The organism is Pseudonocardia sp. KRD291 (assembly GCF_019263595.1).
Classification (GTDB): domain Bacteria; phylum Actinomycetota; class Actinomycetes; order Mycobacteriales; family Pseudonocardiaceae; genus Pseudonocardia.
This window is the reverse complement of the sequence record NZ_JADQDD010000157.1, coordinates 1-14,850: the sequence shown is the minus strand read 5'-3', so window position 1 is coordinate 14,850 and position 14,850 is coordinate 1. Positions and strand designations below refer to the sequence as shown.

14 protein-coding genes are annotated in these 14,850 nt (G+C 74.6%); 11 read left to right on the top strand and 3 right to left on the bottom strand.

The window, feature by feature from the left end; all coding sequences use genetic code 11:
* Nucleotides 1-157: 157 nt before the first annotated feature.
* Nucleotides 158-781, bottom strand: coding sequence for an NADPH-dependent F420 reductase (locus tag I4I78_RS20380; RefSeq protein ID WP_218613037.1), 624 nt, complete (start codon nt 779-781; stop codon nt 158-160).
* Nucleotides 782-931: 150 nt separating this feature from the next.
* Here I4I78_RS20380 and I4I78_RS20375 point away from each other — a divergent pair, with 150 nt between their 5' ends.
* The 11 genes from I4I78_RS20375 (at nt 932) to I4I78_RS20325 (ending at nt 13,493) form a co-directional block, all read left to right on the top strand.
* Entirely contained in the window at nt 932-1,522 is a 591-nt protein-coding gene (locus I4I78_RS20375; RefSeq protein ID WP_218613036.1) for a TetR/AcrR family transcriptional regulator, read from the top strand.
* A 113-nt stretch (nt 1,523-1,635) separates the two neighbouring features.
* Nucleotides 1,636-2,433, top strand: a complete 798-nt coding sequence (locus tag I4I78_RS20370) for a methyltransferase domain-containing protein (RefSeq protein WP_218613035.1) — start codon at nt 1,636-1,638, stop codon at nt 2,431-2,433.
* A 129-nt stretch (nt 2,434-2,562) separates the two neighbouring features.
* The gene (locus I4I78_RS20365) at nt 2,563-3,669 is read left to right on the top strand and encodes a MoxR family ATPase (RefSeq protein ID WP_218613034.1); all 1,107 of its coding nucleotides are present in this window, start codon (nt 2,563-2,565) and stop codon (nt 3,667-3,669) included.
* A 38-nt stretch (nt 3,670-3,707) separates the two neighbouring features.
* Nucleotides 3,708-4,679, top strand: a complete 972-nt coding sequence (locus tag I4I78_RS20360) for a DUF58 domain-containing protein (RefSeq protein ID WP_218613039.1) — start codon at nt 3,708-3,710, stop codon at nt 4,677-4,679.
* Nucleotides 4,679-5,668 (top strand): VWA domain-containing protein, encoded by a 990-nt coding sequence (locus tag I4I78_RS20355; protein ID WP_255567153.1) that lies wholly within the window; start codon nt 4,679-4,681, stop codon nt 5,666-5,668. Before I4I78_RS20360 ends, I4I78_RS20355 begins: the two co-directional genes overlap by 1 nt.
* A 263-nt stretch (nt 5,669-5,931) precedes the next feature.
* Nucleotides 5,932-7,209: a reverse transcriptase family protein gene (locus I4I78_RS20350; RefSeq protein WP_308252245.1), complete on the top strand. Its 1,278-nt coding sequence runs from the start codon at nt 5,932-5,934 to the stop codon at nt 7,207-7,209.
* Nucleotides 7,210-7,303: 94 nt separating this feature from the next.
* The gene (gene fabG / locus I4I78_RS20345) at nt 7,304-8,014 is read left to right on the top strand and encodes a 3-oxoacyl-ACP reductase FabG (RefSeq protein WP_218613032.1); all 711 of its coding nucleotides are present in this window, start codon (nt 7,304-7,306) and stop codon (nt 8,012-8,014) included.
* A gap of 81 nt (nt 8,015-8,095) precedes the next feature.
* Nucleotides 8,096-8,872 (top strand): enoyl-ACP reductase FabI, encoded by a 777-nt coding sequence (gene fabI, locus I4I78_RS20340; protein WP_218613031.1) that lies wholly within the window; start codon nt 8,096-8,098, stop codon nt 8,870-8,872.
* A gap of 7 nt (nt 8,873-8,879) precedes the next feature.
* Nucleotides 8,880-9,926 (top strand): ferrochelatase, encoded by a 1,047-nt coding sequence (locus I4I78_RS20335; RefSeq protein ID WP_218613030.1) that lies wholly within the window; start codon nt 8,880-8,882, stop codon nt 9,924-9,926.
* Nucleotide 9,927: 1 nt separating this feature from the next.
* Nucleotides 9,928-10,797: an AraC family transcriptional regulator gene (locus I4I78_RS20330; RefSeq protein ID WP_218613029.1), complete on the top strand. Its 870-nt coding sequence runs from the start codon at nt 9,928-9,930 to the stop codon at nt 10,795-10,797.
* 299 nt (nt 10,798-11,096) lie between these two features.
* A complete protein-coding gene (locus I4I78_RS20325) occupies nt 11,097-13,493 on the top strand; it encodes an FAD-dependent oxidoreductase (RefSeq protein WP_218613028.1) in 2,397 nt (798 codons plus the stop codon).
* A 9-nt stretch (nt 13,494-13,502) separates the two neighbouring features.
* Here the strand turns inward: I4I78_RS20325 and I4I78_RS20320 are convergent, their stop codons facing one another.
* Nucleotides 13,503-13,886 (bottom strand): nuclear transport factor 2 family protein, encoded by a 384-nt coding sequence (locus I4I78_RS20320; protein WP_218613027.1) that lies wholly within the window; start codon nt 13,884-13,886, stop codon nt 13,503-13,505.
* 81 nt (nt 13,887-13,967) lie between these two features.
* A partial coding sequence (locus I4I78_RS20315) for a tyrosine-type recombinase/integrase (protein WP_218613026.1) occupies nt 13,968-14,850 on the bottom strand: 883 nt, incomplete at its 5' end.

The window sequence follows — 14,850 nt, the reverse complement described above, 5'->3', positions numbered from 1 at the left end:
GCCCCGGCGCCCACCGACCCGGTCAGTGTATCGAACATGTGTTCTATATTAGCGCCTGGACGAGCGGATATCCAGTCCTCGAGCTGAAAGGGCTATCGCACGTCGATCATCGTCTGGGCGGGCGGCGCCCCGGTCCGCCGACTGCTCGGTCCGTGGCTCAGCCGGTGAACTCGCTGACGCCGAGGGCGAAGTCCCCGTGGCCGACCCCGTTGCCGGCGAGGCCCACGGTGACCACGCCCATTCCTTCCAGCCAGTGCGCCATCGTCAGGCCGCCGACGTCCAGCGGGCGCAGTCCGAGGCTCTCGATGAATGCCGCCACGGCGGCCTTGGCCTGCGCATCGTCGCCGGCGATGAAAACGTCCGGCCGACCGTTCTCCAGGACGTTACGGAAGATGGTGTTGAAGGCCTTCACCACGCCGGTGCCGGCCGGGGCCACCTTGGCGACCTCTTGTGCGATCGAGGTCTCCTCGCTGTGGGTCAGCCCGTCGAACGTGGCGTTGAAGGGGTTGCTGATGTCGACGACGACCTTGCCCGCGAGGGCGTCCCCGTACTCGGCGACCACCGGGACGACACCGTCGTGCAGCAGGGCCGTGATGACGATGTCCCCGGCCGGGACGGCGCCCCACTCGCCCGTCGTCGCGCTACCGCCCAGGTCCTTGGCCAGGTCGTCGGCCTTGGACTGATCGCGTCCCATGACCTCGACGGTGTTGCCGCCCACCACCGCGAGCGTGCCGATGGTGCGGGCCATGTTCCCCGTGCCGATGAGGGTGATGCTGCCCATGAGGTGTGCTCTCTTCCCGTTCCCGCGGCGTCGATCCGTCGTCGACGAACCACTCTTGGGTAAACCGAACTGTGTATTTAACGTAGGCGACGTCTGGTCGGAGGGCAAGCTATGTAGACCGGTTCGTACCCAACGGTCTAGGCTGGAAGCATGACGGAGCCGGAGAAGGGCCCTCTGGGCCGGCGCCGCGGCAGGGGCGCACGCGAACGCATCCTCGGCGCGGCACAGCAGCTGTTCCGCGATCAGGGGATCAGCAGCACCGGCATGGACCAGCTCTGCGCTGTGGCCCAGGTGTCCAAGCGCACGGCCTACCAGCACTTCACCAGCAAGGACGAGCTCGTCGCCGAGTACCTGCGCCGGTTCGACCCGCACGTCATGCCCGGAGTGTTCGACCGCACAGACCTCACACCCCGCGAACGGCTCCTCGCCGCGTTCGACATGCCCGCGTCGACGCCCCTGTGCCCCTACATCGCGGCGGCCGTCGAGCTCCACGACCCCCGACACCCCGCATCCCTGTGCGCACGCGACTACAAGACCGCGATCGCCGCGCGGCTCTCCGAGACCGCCCGCGAGGCCGGCGCGACCGACCCCGAGGAGCTTGGCGAGCAACTGGCGCTGCTCCTCGACGGCGCCTCGGTCCGCTCCCGGGTCCTCGACCGCGAGTCCTTCCCCACCGCCGCCGCCATCGCCGCCGTCCTCGTCGACAACGCCGTCCCCGTCGACGCCGCCGTCCCCGCATAGCCTCACCGCCGGCCCGGTGATGACCGCGGAACCACCGGGCCCGCTCCCGTTCCGGTGGGAGGCCGATGACGGCCCGGACACCCGGGGCCCGGGGGTAGGGCCAGAATCGTCGCGTGGCCGACGAGGGATACCTGCTCGACAACCGGCAGACGCAGGCCGGTACCCGGTTCGCGGCGCTGGCGGAGTTGTTCGACCCGTCCACGTTCCGCCACCTCACCGCCCGCGGGCTGGGCCCCGGATGGCGGTGCTGGGAGGCCGGCGCCGGTGCCCGTAGCGTCCCGGACCGGCTGGCCGACCAGGTCGGCCCCGGCGGGCAGGTCGTCGTCAGCGACATCGACACGTCGTGGCTGGAGGCCACCGACCGTCCCGGCCAGATGCGGGTCGTGCGGCACGACGTCGGTGTCGAGCCGCCCCCGGCCCGGGACCTCGACCTCGTGCACGCACGCCTCGTGCTCACCCACGTCCCGCGGCGCGACGAGGCGTTGCGGTCGATGGTCGCGGCGTTGCGTCCGGGTGGATGGCTCGTGGTCGAGGAGGCCGACCCGGGGCTGCAGCCGTTGTTGTGCCCGGACGAGTACGGGCCCGAGCAGCAGCTCGCGAACCGGCTGCGGCACGGCTTCCGCGAGCTGATGGCCGGCCGCGCCGCGGACCTGGCCTACGGGCGCACCCTTCCCCGGCGGCTGCGCGAGCTCGGCCTGCGCGACGTCGGCGCCGACGCGTACTTCCCGATCACCGGTCCCGCCTGCACGACGCTCGAGATCGCGACCGTGGAGCAGATCCGCGACCGGCTGATCGAGGGCGGCATCGCCACCGCTGCCGAGGTCGACGAGCACCTGGACAACCTCGCGGCCGGGCGCGTTCCCGACCTCGCCACCTCGCCGATGATCACGGCGTGGGGGCGCCGGGCCTGACCGTGGCACCGGGTTCCCGGCGATCGGCCATGCCCCGAGACGCCACGGCGGGTGCTCCCGGCCGGGTCATCGTCGGGGGAGTGGGACCCCTTCACCGGGCTCACACGGTGTGCGCGGTGAAATGACACCGTGAGCACGCAACCCTCGTCCGGACCCGAGGCCGGGACCACCGACGGCGCCGGAACGGGCGCCGCCACCCCCGCGCACGACGCCGAGCAGCTCGAACGCGCGGTGTTCGAGGTCAAACGCGTGATCGTGGGGCAGGACCGGCTGGTGGAGCGGATGCTGGTCGGCCTGCTGGCCCGCGGGCACCTGCTGCTGGAGGGCGTGCCCGGGGTGGCGAAGACCCTCGCGGTGGAGACGATCGCGACCGTCGTCGGCGGCTCGTTCTCCCGCCTGCAGTTCACCCCCGACCTGGTCCCCGCCGACATCCTCGGGACCCGGATCTACCGCCAGGGACGCGAGGAGTTCGACATCGAGCTCGGCCCGGTCGTGGCCAACTTCGTGCTCGCCGACGAGATCAACCGCGCGCCGGCGAAGGTGCAGTCGGCGATGCTCGAGGTGATGGCCGAGCGCAAGCTCTCCCTGGGCGGGAAGACGTTCCCGATGCCGGACCCGTTCCTCGTGCTGGCCACGCAGAACCCGATCGAGAACGAGGGCGTCTACCCGCTGCCCGAGGCGCAGCGCGACCGCTTCCTGTTCAAGCTGCTGATCGAGTACCCGGGCGTCGAGGAGGAGCGCGAGATCATCTACCGGATGGGCGCGCGGCCCCCGGTGGCCCAGCAGGTGCTCGAGCCGACCGACCTGGTGCGGCTGCAGCGCACGGCCGAGACGGTGTTCGTGCACCACGCGCTCGTCGACTACGTCGTCCGGCTCGTCGTCGCGACCCGGACCCCGGCCGAGCACGGGCTCACCGACGTGGCCGGCTGGATCGCCTACGGCGCGTCGCCGCGGGCGTCGCTGGGCATCGTGGCCGCCGCCCGGGCGCTGGCACTGGTCCGCGGGCGGGACTACGTGCTGCCCCAGGACGTGCTGGAGGTCGCCCCGGACGTACTGCGGCACCGCCTGGTCCTGTCCTACGACGCCGTCGCCGACCAGGTACCGGTGGACCACCTCGTCTCCCGGGTGCTGCAGACGGTGCCGTTGCCGCAGGTCAGTGCCCGACCCGGCGCGACTGCGGCGCCGGCCCCGGCAGGCGCGACGGCGGGCGGGTACCCGGCGGGTGGCCCGGCGTGACCACCGGCCCCGAGCCCGGGGTCGAGCAGGTCGCGAGCGTGCCCCCCGCAGCAGCGGCGGGCCCCGCAGCGGACCGGACCGCCGGACCGGAGCGTCTCGAGGCGAGCCTGCGCGCCCTGGAGCTGACCGTCCGGCACCGCCTGGACGGCCTGCTGCAGGGCAACCACGTCGGCCTGCTGCCCGGCCCCGGCTCCGAGCCCGGCGAGGCCCGTCCATACCAGGCCGGCGACGACGTCCGGCGGATGGACTGGGCCGTCACCGCCCGCACCACAGCCCCCCACGTGCGGGAGACCGTCGCCGACCGCGAGCTCGAGACCTGGGTCGCGGTCGATCTCTCACCGAGCCTGGACTTCGGCACAGCCGACCTGGACAAGCGCCGTCTCGCGCTGGCCGCGCTGACCGCCGTCGCGCACCTGACCAGCGGCGGCGGGAACCGGATCGGTGCCGTCGCGACCACCGGCGCGACGACGCTGCGGCTGCCCGCGCGCTCCGGGGTCGCCCACGCCCGCGGACTGGTCCGGCGGGTGGCGGCCACGCCGAGGGCGGCGGACAGCAGCCTGAGCGGGCCGACCACCGAGACCGTCGGGGCGCGCGGTGACCTGACCGGTGCGCTGGACCAGCTGCGCCGTCCGCCGCGGCGGCGCGGGCTGGTCGCGGTGATCTCGGACTTCCTCGGCGAGCCGGTGTGGGAGCGCTCGCTGCGGGCGTTGTCCGGGCGGCACGAGCTGCTCGCGATCGAGATCGTGGACCCGCGCGAGCTGGAGCTGCCCGACGTCGGGACGGTCGTGCTGGCCGACCCGGAGACCGGCCGTCAGCGCGAGGTCGACACCACGCCGCTGCTGCGCCGCGAGTTCGCCGCGGCCGCGTCCGCGCACCGGGACCGGGTGGCCGAGGCTCTGCGCCGCTGCGGGTGCGCGCAGCTGACGCTGCGCACCGACTCGGACTGGGTCGCCGACATCGTCCGGTTCGCCGTGGCGCGCAAGCACGCCTGGTCGGGCGGGGGGCGCTGATGCGGTTCGCGAGCCCATGGTGGCTGCTCGGCCTGCTCGTGGTGGCCGCGCTCGCCGCCGGTTACGTGGTGCTGCTGCGCCGCCGCCGTCGCGACGTCGTGCGGTTCACGAACCTGGAGCTGCTCGAGACGGTCGCCCCGCGCCGTCCGGGCTGGGTACGCCACGTCCCGGCCGTCGCGATGGTGCTGGCCCTGGCCGTGCTGACCGTGGCGCTGGCCGCCCCGCAGGCCACGGCGAAGGTCCCGCGCAACCGGGCCACCGTCATGCTGATCATCGACGTGTCGCTGTCGATGAAGGCGACCGACGTCGCCCCGACCCGTCTCGCGGCCGCCCAGGCGGCGGCGAAGCAGTTCGCCGACCAGCTCACGCCCGGGGTGAACCTCGGTCTGGTCTCGTTCGCCGGGACCGCGGCCGTGCTGGTCTCGCCGACCACCGACCGGGGCACCGTCAAGCGCGGCGTCGACGGGCTGCAGCTGGCCGAGTCCACCGCCACCGGCGAGGCGATCTTCACCTCGCTGCAGTCGATCGACTCGTTCTCCCGTTCGCTCGGCGGCGCCCCGGACGAGACCGGCGCGCCGCCCCCGGCACGAATCGTGCTGCTCTCCGACGGCACTCAGACGGTGCCGGGCCCGGACGGGGAGAACGAGCCGCGCGGGTCGTTCACCGCGGCCAAGGACTCGGCGGGACGCCAGATCCCGGTCTCCACGATCTCGTTCGGCACCAGCTACGGCACGATCGACCTCGACGGCAGCCGCACGCCGGTCGCCGTGGACGACGCGGCGATGGAACGCATCGCCCAGCTCTCCGGGGGCCAGTTCTTCACCGCCGCGACCGAGGGCGAGCTCAAACAGGTCTACGCCGACCTGTCCGAGCAGCTCGGCTACGAGGAACGCGAGGTCGACGCCAGCAAACCCTGGCTGGTCGGCGGCGTGCTGCTGCTCGTGCTCGGGCTCGGCGCCGGAATCCTGCTGGGCCGGAGACTGCCCTGACGGGTCTGCCGCCCCGGCCGTCCGGCTAGCCTCTCGGTGATGCAGCGGCGCTCGGACGAGTGGGCGATCCGGCGGGCCGGGGCGACCCGGCCCCGTCGGCGATCGCGACTCCGGGGCAACCCCGGGGTGCACCTTCTCTGCACGGCATGGCGTCCCGCGCGCGTCCGCCTGCCCGGCAGGAACCTGGGCGCTCGGCAGACGGGAACACGGGTCGGTCGCGCGCCGCTGCATCTCCCGCGTGGGTACCGGACGGGCGGCGCCCGGTGAGTGAGGAGGCCGAGGGCGTCCTACGCGACCTCCTGGGCGTCCGGTGGGACACCGGGCCGCTGACCGCCGCGCTGGCGGACCGTCTCGGGGACCGGGCGTCCGGGCTGGCGGAACGGCTCGTCGAGCGCTGGCCGAAGGCCCCGCGCGGCACCCACGCCGAGCTCCTCGACGAGATCGACGTGCTGCTGGCGGTGCGCAGGCGGCTGGTGCCCGCCGAGCCGGAGCCGTCGTGGCGCTGGGGCGTCGAGCCGTGGCCCTCGGTCGAGGCGCTGGCCCGGCACCTGGACCTGCGCGACGGGGAGGCGGAGTGGTTCGCCGACCCCGGCGGCTGGCTCCGGCGCGCGCCGGAGGGCCCGCTGCACCACTACCGCGGCACCTGGCGGGTCGGGCCCTCCGGTGCGCCCCGGTTGCTGGAGTCCCCGGCGCCCCGGCTGGCCGAGCTGCAGCGGCGGATCGGGCGCCGCGTGCTCGAGCGGATCCCGGTGCACCCGGGCGCGCACGGCTACGTCCGCGGACGGTCGCCGCTCACGTTCGCGGCCGTGCACGCCGGGCGGGCGATGGTGCTGCGCGTCGACGTCGAGGGCTTCTTCTCCCGGATCGGCCCGGCCCGGATCGCCGGGCTGCTGCGCACGGCCGGCTACCCGGCCGCGGTCGCCGCCGTGCTGGCCGGGATGCTGGTCACCAGCACCCCGCGGCAGGTGCTGCGCCGCGCGCCCGGCGTGCCCGGTGAGACCCGTCGCCGGCTGCTCGACCGGCTCGCGTTGCCGCACCTGCCCCAAGGCGCATCGACCTCGCCCGCGGTCGCCAACGTGCTGGCCCACGGCCTGGACCGGCGCCTGGACGGCCTGGCCGCCGCCGTGGGGGCGCGGTACGCCCGCTACGCCGACGACCTGGTCTTCTCCGGCGAGGCCGACCTCCCCGTGCACGGCCTGCTCCGCCGGGCCGGGGAGATCGCGGCCGACGAGGGTTTCGACGTGCGGCCGGACAAGACGCGGATCATGCCCGCGCACCGCCGTCAGCGGATCACCGGGCTCGTCGTGAACGAGCACCCCGCGGTGTCCCGGCGCGACTACGACGACCTGCGTGCGCTGCTGCACAACTGCGCCCGGACCGGACCGGACGCACAGAATGCCGAGGGGCACCCGGCCTTCCGCGAGCACCTGCTCGGGCGGATCTCCTGGGCCGGGACCGGCCGGCCGGCACGCCAGGCCCGCCTGGCCGCGCTGTTCGACCGGATCGACTTCGGACCGGATCACCCGCCGGGACGGGGCTGAGCCGGCTGCGCACCCGCGCGGTCGGGCGTGGACTTTCGGTGGGGCTGCTCGCAGGGTCGGCCCCGGGCGCGGCCGGTGCGTTAGGTTCTCCCGCGTGGGACGCAGCGTGCTGGTGACCGGAGGAAACCGCGGAATCGGACTCGCGATCGCGAACGCGTTCGCCGAGCAGGGTGATCAGGTGGCGGTGACCTACCGCTCCGGGAAGGACGGGCTGCCCGAGGGCCTGCTGCCGGTGCACTGCGACGTGACCGACGCCGACTCGGTCGACGCCGCCTTCACCGAGGCCGAGGCCGCACACGGGCCGATCGAGGTGCTGGTGTCGAACGCCGGGATCAACGACGACGGCCTCCTGATGCGGATGAGCGAGGACTCGTTCACCTCCGTCGTGGACGCCAACCTGACCGCCGCCTACCGGGTGGCCAAGCGCGCCTCGCGCGGGATGCTCAAGGCCAAGGGCGGCCGGATGATCTTCGTGTCGTCGGTGGTCGGGCTCTCCGGCTCGGCCGGTCAGGTCAACTACGCGGCCTCGAAGTCCGGGCTGATCGGGCTGGCCCGCTCGGTGGCCCGCGAGCTGGGCAGCCGCGGGATCACCGCCAACGTCGTCGCGCCGGGCTTCGTCGACACCGACATGACGCGCGCGCTCGGCGAGAAGCGACGCGACGAGATCCTCGGCCAGATCCCGCTGGCGCGCTACGCCGACGTCACCGAGGTCGCCTCCGCGGTGACCTGGCTCGGCTCGCCCGACGCCGGCTACGTCACCGGCGCGGTGATCCCGGTCGACGGCGGCATGGGCATGGGGCACTGAGCGGAGCGTGCGGAGCGGACATCGGTACAGCCGGTGTCGCGCCCGTCTCGTCTCACCACCGAACTCTCCAGAAGGGACATCATGGGACTGCTCGACGGCAAGCGGCTGCTGATCACCGGGGTGATCACGGACGCCTCGCTGGCCTTCCACGCCGCGAAGATCGCCCAGGAGCAGGGCGCGCAGGTCGTGCTCACCGGCTTCGGGCGGATGCGCCTGGTCGAGCGGATCGCGCAGCGGCTCCCGCAGCCCGCGCCGGTCGTCGAGCTGGACGTGTCCGACCAGGGCCAGCTGAACTCGCTGGCCGAGCGCATCTCGGAGCACCTCGGTGACGAGCCGCGGCTCGACGGCGTCCTGCACTCGATCGGTTTCGCCCCGCCCGGGGCGCTCGGCGAGGGCGCGTTCCTCAACGCCAGCTGGGAGGACGTCGCGACGACGATCCAGGTCAGCGCGTACTCGTTGAAGTCGCTCGCGATGGCCTGCAAGCCGCTGATGGGGCCGGGCAGCTCGATCGTCGGGATGGACTTCGACAACCGCCAGGCCTGGCCGGCCTACGACTGGATGGGCGTCGCCAAGTCCACCCTGGAGTCGGTGACCCGCTACCTGGCCCGCGACCTCGGCCCGGACGGGATCCGGGTGAACCTGGTCGCGGCCGGTCCGGTGCGGACGATGGCGGCCCGGTCGATCCCCGGCTTCGCCGCGTTCGAGGACGCCTGGGACGGCCGCGCCCCGCTGGGCTGGGACGTCGCCGACCCGACGCCGGTCGCGAAGACCGTGTGCGCGCTGCTCTCGGACTGGCTGCCGGCCACGACCGGTTCGATGGTGTGGGCGGACGGCGGGTTCCACGCCGTGGGTGTGTAATCGCAGGATGCCCGACTCCGCCACCTACGACGCGATCCTGCTGCTCTCCTTCGGCGGCCCCGAGGCCCCGGAGGAGGTCCGCCCGTTCCTGGAGAACGTGGTGCGCGGGCGCGGCGTGCCCCCGGAGCGTCTGGACGCCGTCGAGGTGCACTACCAGCACTTCGGCGGCGTCTCGCCGATCAACGCCCGGAACCGGGAGCTGATCGCGGCGATCTCCGCGCGGACCGAGCTGCCGGTGTACTTCGGCAACCGCAACTGGACGCCCTACGCCGAGGACGCCGTCGCCGAGATGGCGCGGGACGGGATGCGGCGCGCGCTGGTGTTCGCCACCAGCGCCTACGGGGGTTTCTCGGCGTGTCGCCAGTACCACGACGACATCGCCCGGGCGCGGGACGCGGTCGGGGAGGACGCACCGGAGCTGGTGAAGCTGCGGCACTTCTTCGACCACCCGGAGTTCGTGGCCGCGAACGCCGACGCCGTGCGCGCGGCGTGGGCGCGGCTGCCGGCCGGGCAGCGCGAGGGCGCCCGGCTGGTGTTCACCGCGCACTCGATCCCGACCTCGGCCGACGCGGCCGCCGGTCGTCCGTCCGAGGGCGGGCACCGCTACTCGCGCCAGGTCGCCGAGGCCGCGGCCCTGGTCGCGGCGCAGGTGGGGGTGGACGACTTCGACGTCGTCTGGCAGTCGCGGTCCGGCCCGCCGCAGGTGCCGTGGCTGGAGCCGGACATCGTCGAGCACCTGGACACGGTGCACGCCAAGGGCGTCCCGGCCGTCGTGATCGCGCCGGTCGGGTTCGTCTCGGACCACGTCGAGGTGGTGTGGGACCTGGACAACGAGGCGCTCGAGCACGCGACCGAGCTGGGCATGGGCCTGGCGCGGGCCGCCACCGCGGGCCCGGACCCGCGCTTCGCCGACATGGTCGTCGAGCTGGTCGGCGAGCACGTGTCCGGCGTCCCGGCGCGGCGGCTGGGCACGGTCCCGTCCGCGGGGTGCACGGCGAACGGCGCGCCCTGCGCCGTCGACTGCTGCGTCCCGGTCCGCCGCCCCGCCCGGTGAGATGACCGGCACACACCCGCTGCAGGGTGACACCCGCGGGATCGTCGGGCCGGTCCGGCTGTCCCGGAACGCGTCGCTGAACCGGTACCCGGCCCACGGTGCGCTGAACGGCCTGGTGGGCCGGTTCTGGGCGGTGCGCTGGTCGCTGCCGGACGGGGTCGAGCACACCCAGGCCGTGCTGACCCACCCGAGCGTCAACGTGACCGTCGGCAGCGCCGAGGACGAGCCGGAGCGGATCGAGGCCGGGGTCCACGGCGTCACCCGGGAGCTGTCGAACCGGGTCCTGCGCCGCAGCGGCTGGACGGTCGGGGCGCGGATGGCCCCGGGCGGGATCGGCGCGTTCCTCGCGGTCCCGGCCCAGGACGTGACCGACCGCGTCGTGGGCGTCGAGACGCTCGGCCTGGACGGGCCGGAGCTGGTGGCGGCGGCGACGTCCACCGGGGACGAGGCGCGGCGGGTGGAGATCCTCGCGGCCGCGCTGACGTCGTCGTTGGAACGCGCCGACCCGGACCGGGTCGCCGCCGCCCGCGACGTCACCGGCGTCGCGCGACTGGCCGAGACCGACCGGAGCCTGCGCCGCGTCGAGCAGCTCGCCGACGCGGCCGGGATCGGCGTGCGGTCGCTGCAACGGCTGTTCCGCACCCACGCCGGTGTCTCCCCGACGTGGGTGCTGCGGCGCTACCGGCTGCTCGACGCCGCCGAGCGGGTGCGGGCCGGCGAGTCCGTGTCCTGGGCCGAGGTGGCCCGCGAGCTGGGCTTCGCCGACCAGGCGCACCTGGTCCGCGACTTCCGGTCGGCGCTGGGCGAGACCCCCGCCGCCTACGCCAGGGCCCGGCAGCGGGAGAGCTCCGAGGGCACCGGACACGGCTGAGAGCGGGACCTGCGTTGCGCTGAACGCAACGCTCATCTCTGCCTCTCATCGAAGCTTGACCGTCCTCCGTGGATCTGCGGCACGACCAGGGCATCGTCGCGCCACGGAGCTGACGAGCCCTCTTGACAGGCGTTCCGGATGGCGGCCAGTGTGTTGCGTACAGAAGAAAATCGTTGCCCGTAGAGCAACACACGCCGCTGGCTCCACGACGGCCCCGGCCTCTCCCGTGTGTCGCACCCGCCCCGAGGGCGGGTCATCTCGCCCGGGTGGCAACGCCGGAACGCAGCAGGAGCGACGCCATGGCCACACAGCCCCGCATCGTCATCATCGGCGCCGGCATCCTCGGGTGCGCGTTGGCCGACGAGCTCACCCGCCGCGGCCGCGCGCACGTCACCGTCCTCGACGAGGGGCCGCTGCCGGCCACCGGCGCGTCCACCCGGCACGCCCCGGGGATGCTGTTCCGCGCCACCGGCGACCGCACGATGACCCGGCTCGCCGACGCCACCGCGGCCACCTACGCACGGACCACGCTGAACGGTTCCGGTGCCTTCCGCCCGGTCGGCGGGCTGGAGCTCGCGACGACCCCGGAGCGCCTCACCGACCTGCACCGGCGCCACGGCCGGGCCGCCGCGTCCGGAACCGGGTCCCGGATCGTCGACGCGTCCGAGTGCGCGACGCTGCACCCGCTGATCGACCCGTCGACGATCCTCGGAGGCCTGTACGTCCCCGGCGACGGGCTCGTCTCGCCGGTGGTCGCGGCGCGGGCGCAGGCCGGGGCGGCGACCTCGCGGGGCGCGACGTTCCTCGGGCACCGGCGGGTCACCGGGATCGAGCGGTCCGGCGGGCGGGTCCGGAGCGTGCACACGTCGGCGGGCGAGCGGTTCGAGGCCGACATGGTGGTCTCCTGCGCGGGGACGCGGGGCCTGCTGGTCGGCGCGCTTGCCGGGCTGACGATCCCGCTGGTGCCGGTGGTCCACCGGTACGTGATCACCTCCCCGGTCGCCGCGCTGGACGCGGTGCACGCGCTGGAGTCGCTGACCGGCCGCGCCGACCCGTCGCTGCCGATCCTGCGCCACCGCGACGCCGACCTCGACGTCTGCGAGCACGGCGACCGGATCGGGATCGGGGCCTTCGTGACCGAGGACGTCGGCCCGTCCTGGGACGCGGCGCTCGCCCTGCTGCCGGGGCTGGCCGACGCGACGTGCGAGGAGGAGATCGAGAGCGCCCTCCCGTTCTCGCCGGACGGGCTGCCGCTGCTCGGCGAGCACCCCGACCTGGCCGGGTTCTGGTCGGCGGAGGCGGTGCGGAGCACGCACGCGGCCGGGGTCGCGGAGGCGATGGCGGAGTGGATGACGACCGGTCGTCCCGCCGTCGGCGGTGAGCCGATCGATCTGTCGTGTGCGCACCTGGACCGGTTCGACCCGCGCCCGGTGGGCCCCGGTGCGTTCGGGTCGCGGCAGGTGGAGCTGCGCGCCGTGTTCGGCGACGCCGCGGGCGGGCAGCGTCCGTTGTGGTTCGAGGCGAACGCCGCCCTGCCGGAGGTCTGCGAGACGCCCCGGCGCCGCGGCCGGGCGGCCCGGAACTGGTCCCCGGTCACGGGCGCGGAGGCGCTGCTCACCCGCCGCGCGGCCGGGCTCTTCGACCTCTCGCGGTGGCGGCGCGTCGAGGTCACCGGCCCGGGCGCCCGTGAGTTCCTGGAGCGCCTCACGACCAGCCGGATCGACCGACCGGTCGGTACCGTCCTCTCCACTCTGATGCTCGACGAGGCCGCCGGCGTCCGTGCCGACCTCACCGTCACCCGCCTCGGCCCGCAGCGGTTCGAGCTGGGGATGACGAGCCGTCTCGACGTCGGGTTGTTGCGCTCGCACACGATGCCCGGTGTGACGATCCGCGACGTCACCGACGAGACCTGCGCGCTGGGCCTGTGGGGCCCGAAGGTGCCCGAGATCCTGGACGGGTTGGTGCCCGGCGGGGCGCAGCACCTCGGGCCGTCCGAGGCGGCCGAGTTCTCGGTCGGGCCGGTCCCGGTCACCGGGCTGCGAACCTCCCGCGTGGGGGAGTACGGCTGGGAGTTCAGTGCCGCCGCCGAGCACGGGGAGGCGTTGTGGGACACCCTCTTCGTCGCCGGCGCCCGGCACGGCCTGGTCGCCGCCGGATGGCACGCGTTCTCGTCGCTGCGGATGGAGACGGGCCACTGCCTCCGAGGCGCGGACATCAGCGCCGAGCACGATCCCGACGCCTGCGGTCTCGGCTCCGCTGTGGACATGGACAAGGGCCCGTTCGTCGGCCGGGCCGCGCTGGCCCGCCGCCGCCTCGCCGGGCCGCCCGCCCGCTCGCTCGTCACGCTGGTCCTCGACCACCCGCAGGCCGTCCTGCTCGGACAGGAGCCGGTCTACGACGTCCCGGCCGCGCGCCGGTCCCGGGGCCCGGTCCTCGTGGACTCCGACTCGGGCGTCCCGGCCCCCGCCGGCGGGGACGGCGGGGTGCTCGGGCACGTCGCGAGCGCTGCGGTCGGGCACACCGTGGGAGAGTCGATCGCGCACGTGTGGCTGCCCACCGAGCGGGCCGTGACCGGGACCCGGGTCGAGGTCGAGTGCCTGGGCCTGCGGCTCGGGGCCGAGGTCGTCGACGGTCCGCGCCACGCCCCCGCCGACGGCACGGGCGCGAGCCTGATCCACCCCACCGCCACGTCGTAACCGGCCGTCTCAGGCGAGGAGGGCGAGGATCGGGGCCAGCTGGGCGGTGTCGAGGTACTCCTCGATCCGGGTGACCCGCCCGGCCTCGGTGTGCACGACGAGGCAGGCGTGCGCGGCGACGTCGGCGCCGTCGGGCAGGGTGCCGCGGAAGGTGTAGCGGGCGACGGAGACGCCGTCGTCGCCGGGCGCGGTGGTCCGGACGTCGGTGAACCGGAAGTCCGGGACCTTCGTCCGGATCGTGCGGACGGACTCGAAGGTGTCGAGAAGCGCCATGTCGAGGTTGTCGAAGTTGTGCCAGGCGGTGGCGCCGTCGGCGATCAGCTCGTGGTCGACGGTGAGGGAGTCCAGAGCGCCGATCATGCGGGCGGCGGGGCTGGTGTCGGTGGCCGTCATCGATCCTCCGGTGGGTGCGCGGTCCTGCGGCGATCGTGCCGTGATCCGGGCCCCGGGGACACCCTGCGGCGGGGACGTGTCTCAGTCCGGTGCCACCGGTGGCGTGGACCCGGGGTCGCCGTCGGCGGGACCCGGCGACCCGCCGATCGCGTCCGCGACCACGTCGGCGGCGCTGGAGCCGCGGGTGCGCAGGCCGCGGTCGTAGTGCTGGGTGGTGGCGACGGTGGCGTGCCCGACGTCGGCCGCGACGTGCTGGATCGGCGCCCCGTTCTCCAGCGCGATCGTCACGTAGGCGTGCCGCAGGGCGTGCGGGTGCACCCGGTCCGCGACGTCGTCGAGCTCCGGGCCGCCGAGCTCGGCGACCCGTCGCAGCAGCGTGTAGAGGGCGAAACGGCTGCAGCGTCCGCCGTCGCGGGTGGCCAGCAGCGGGGACGACGGCGCGGCGCCGCGCCCGCGACGCGCGGGGGCGGCCGTCCCCGACGTCCGGTCCCGTTCGGCGAGGTAGGCGGTGAGCGCGTCCGCGGCGTGGCCGGTCGGGTACACCTCGCGCCGGACCCCGCCCTTGCCCGGCACCCGCAGCAGCCGCTCCCCGCCGGACACGACGAGGTCGTCGCGGTCGAGCCCGGCGACCTCGGACACCCGCAGCCCCAGCGCCAGCAGCGCGACGACGGCGACCGCGCGCCGGGCGTAGAGCTCGCGGTGACGGGTGGGGTGCGGCAACCGGGCCGCCGAGTCCAGCAGGGCCGCGACCTGGGCCGCGGTCAGCCGGACCGTCGGCGACGGGTCGCGGGAGCCACCGGAGAGCCCGAGGCGCCTGCGGTTGAGCGCGGCCGGGTTGCCGGCCACGACGCCGTCGTCGAGGAGGTGGCCGTAGAACGCGGAGACGGTGGACAGCATCCGGGCACGGGTCCGCTTCTGCGCCCCGGCCGCGTCCAGGGCGTGCAGCCAGGACGTGACGTGCGTG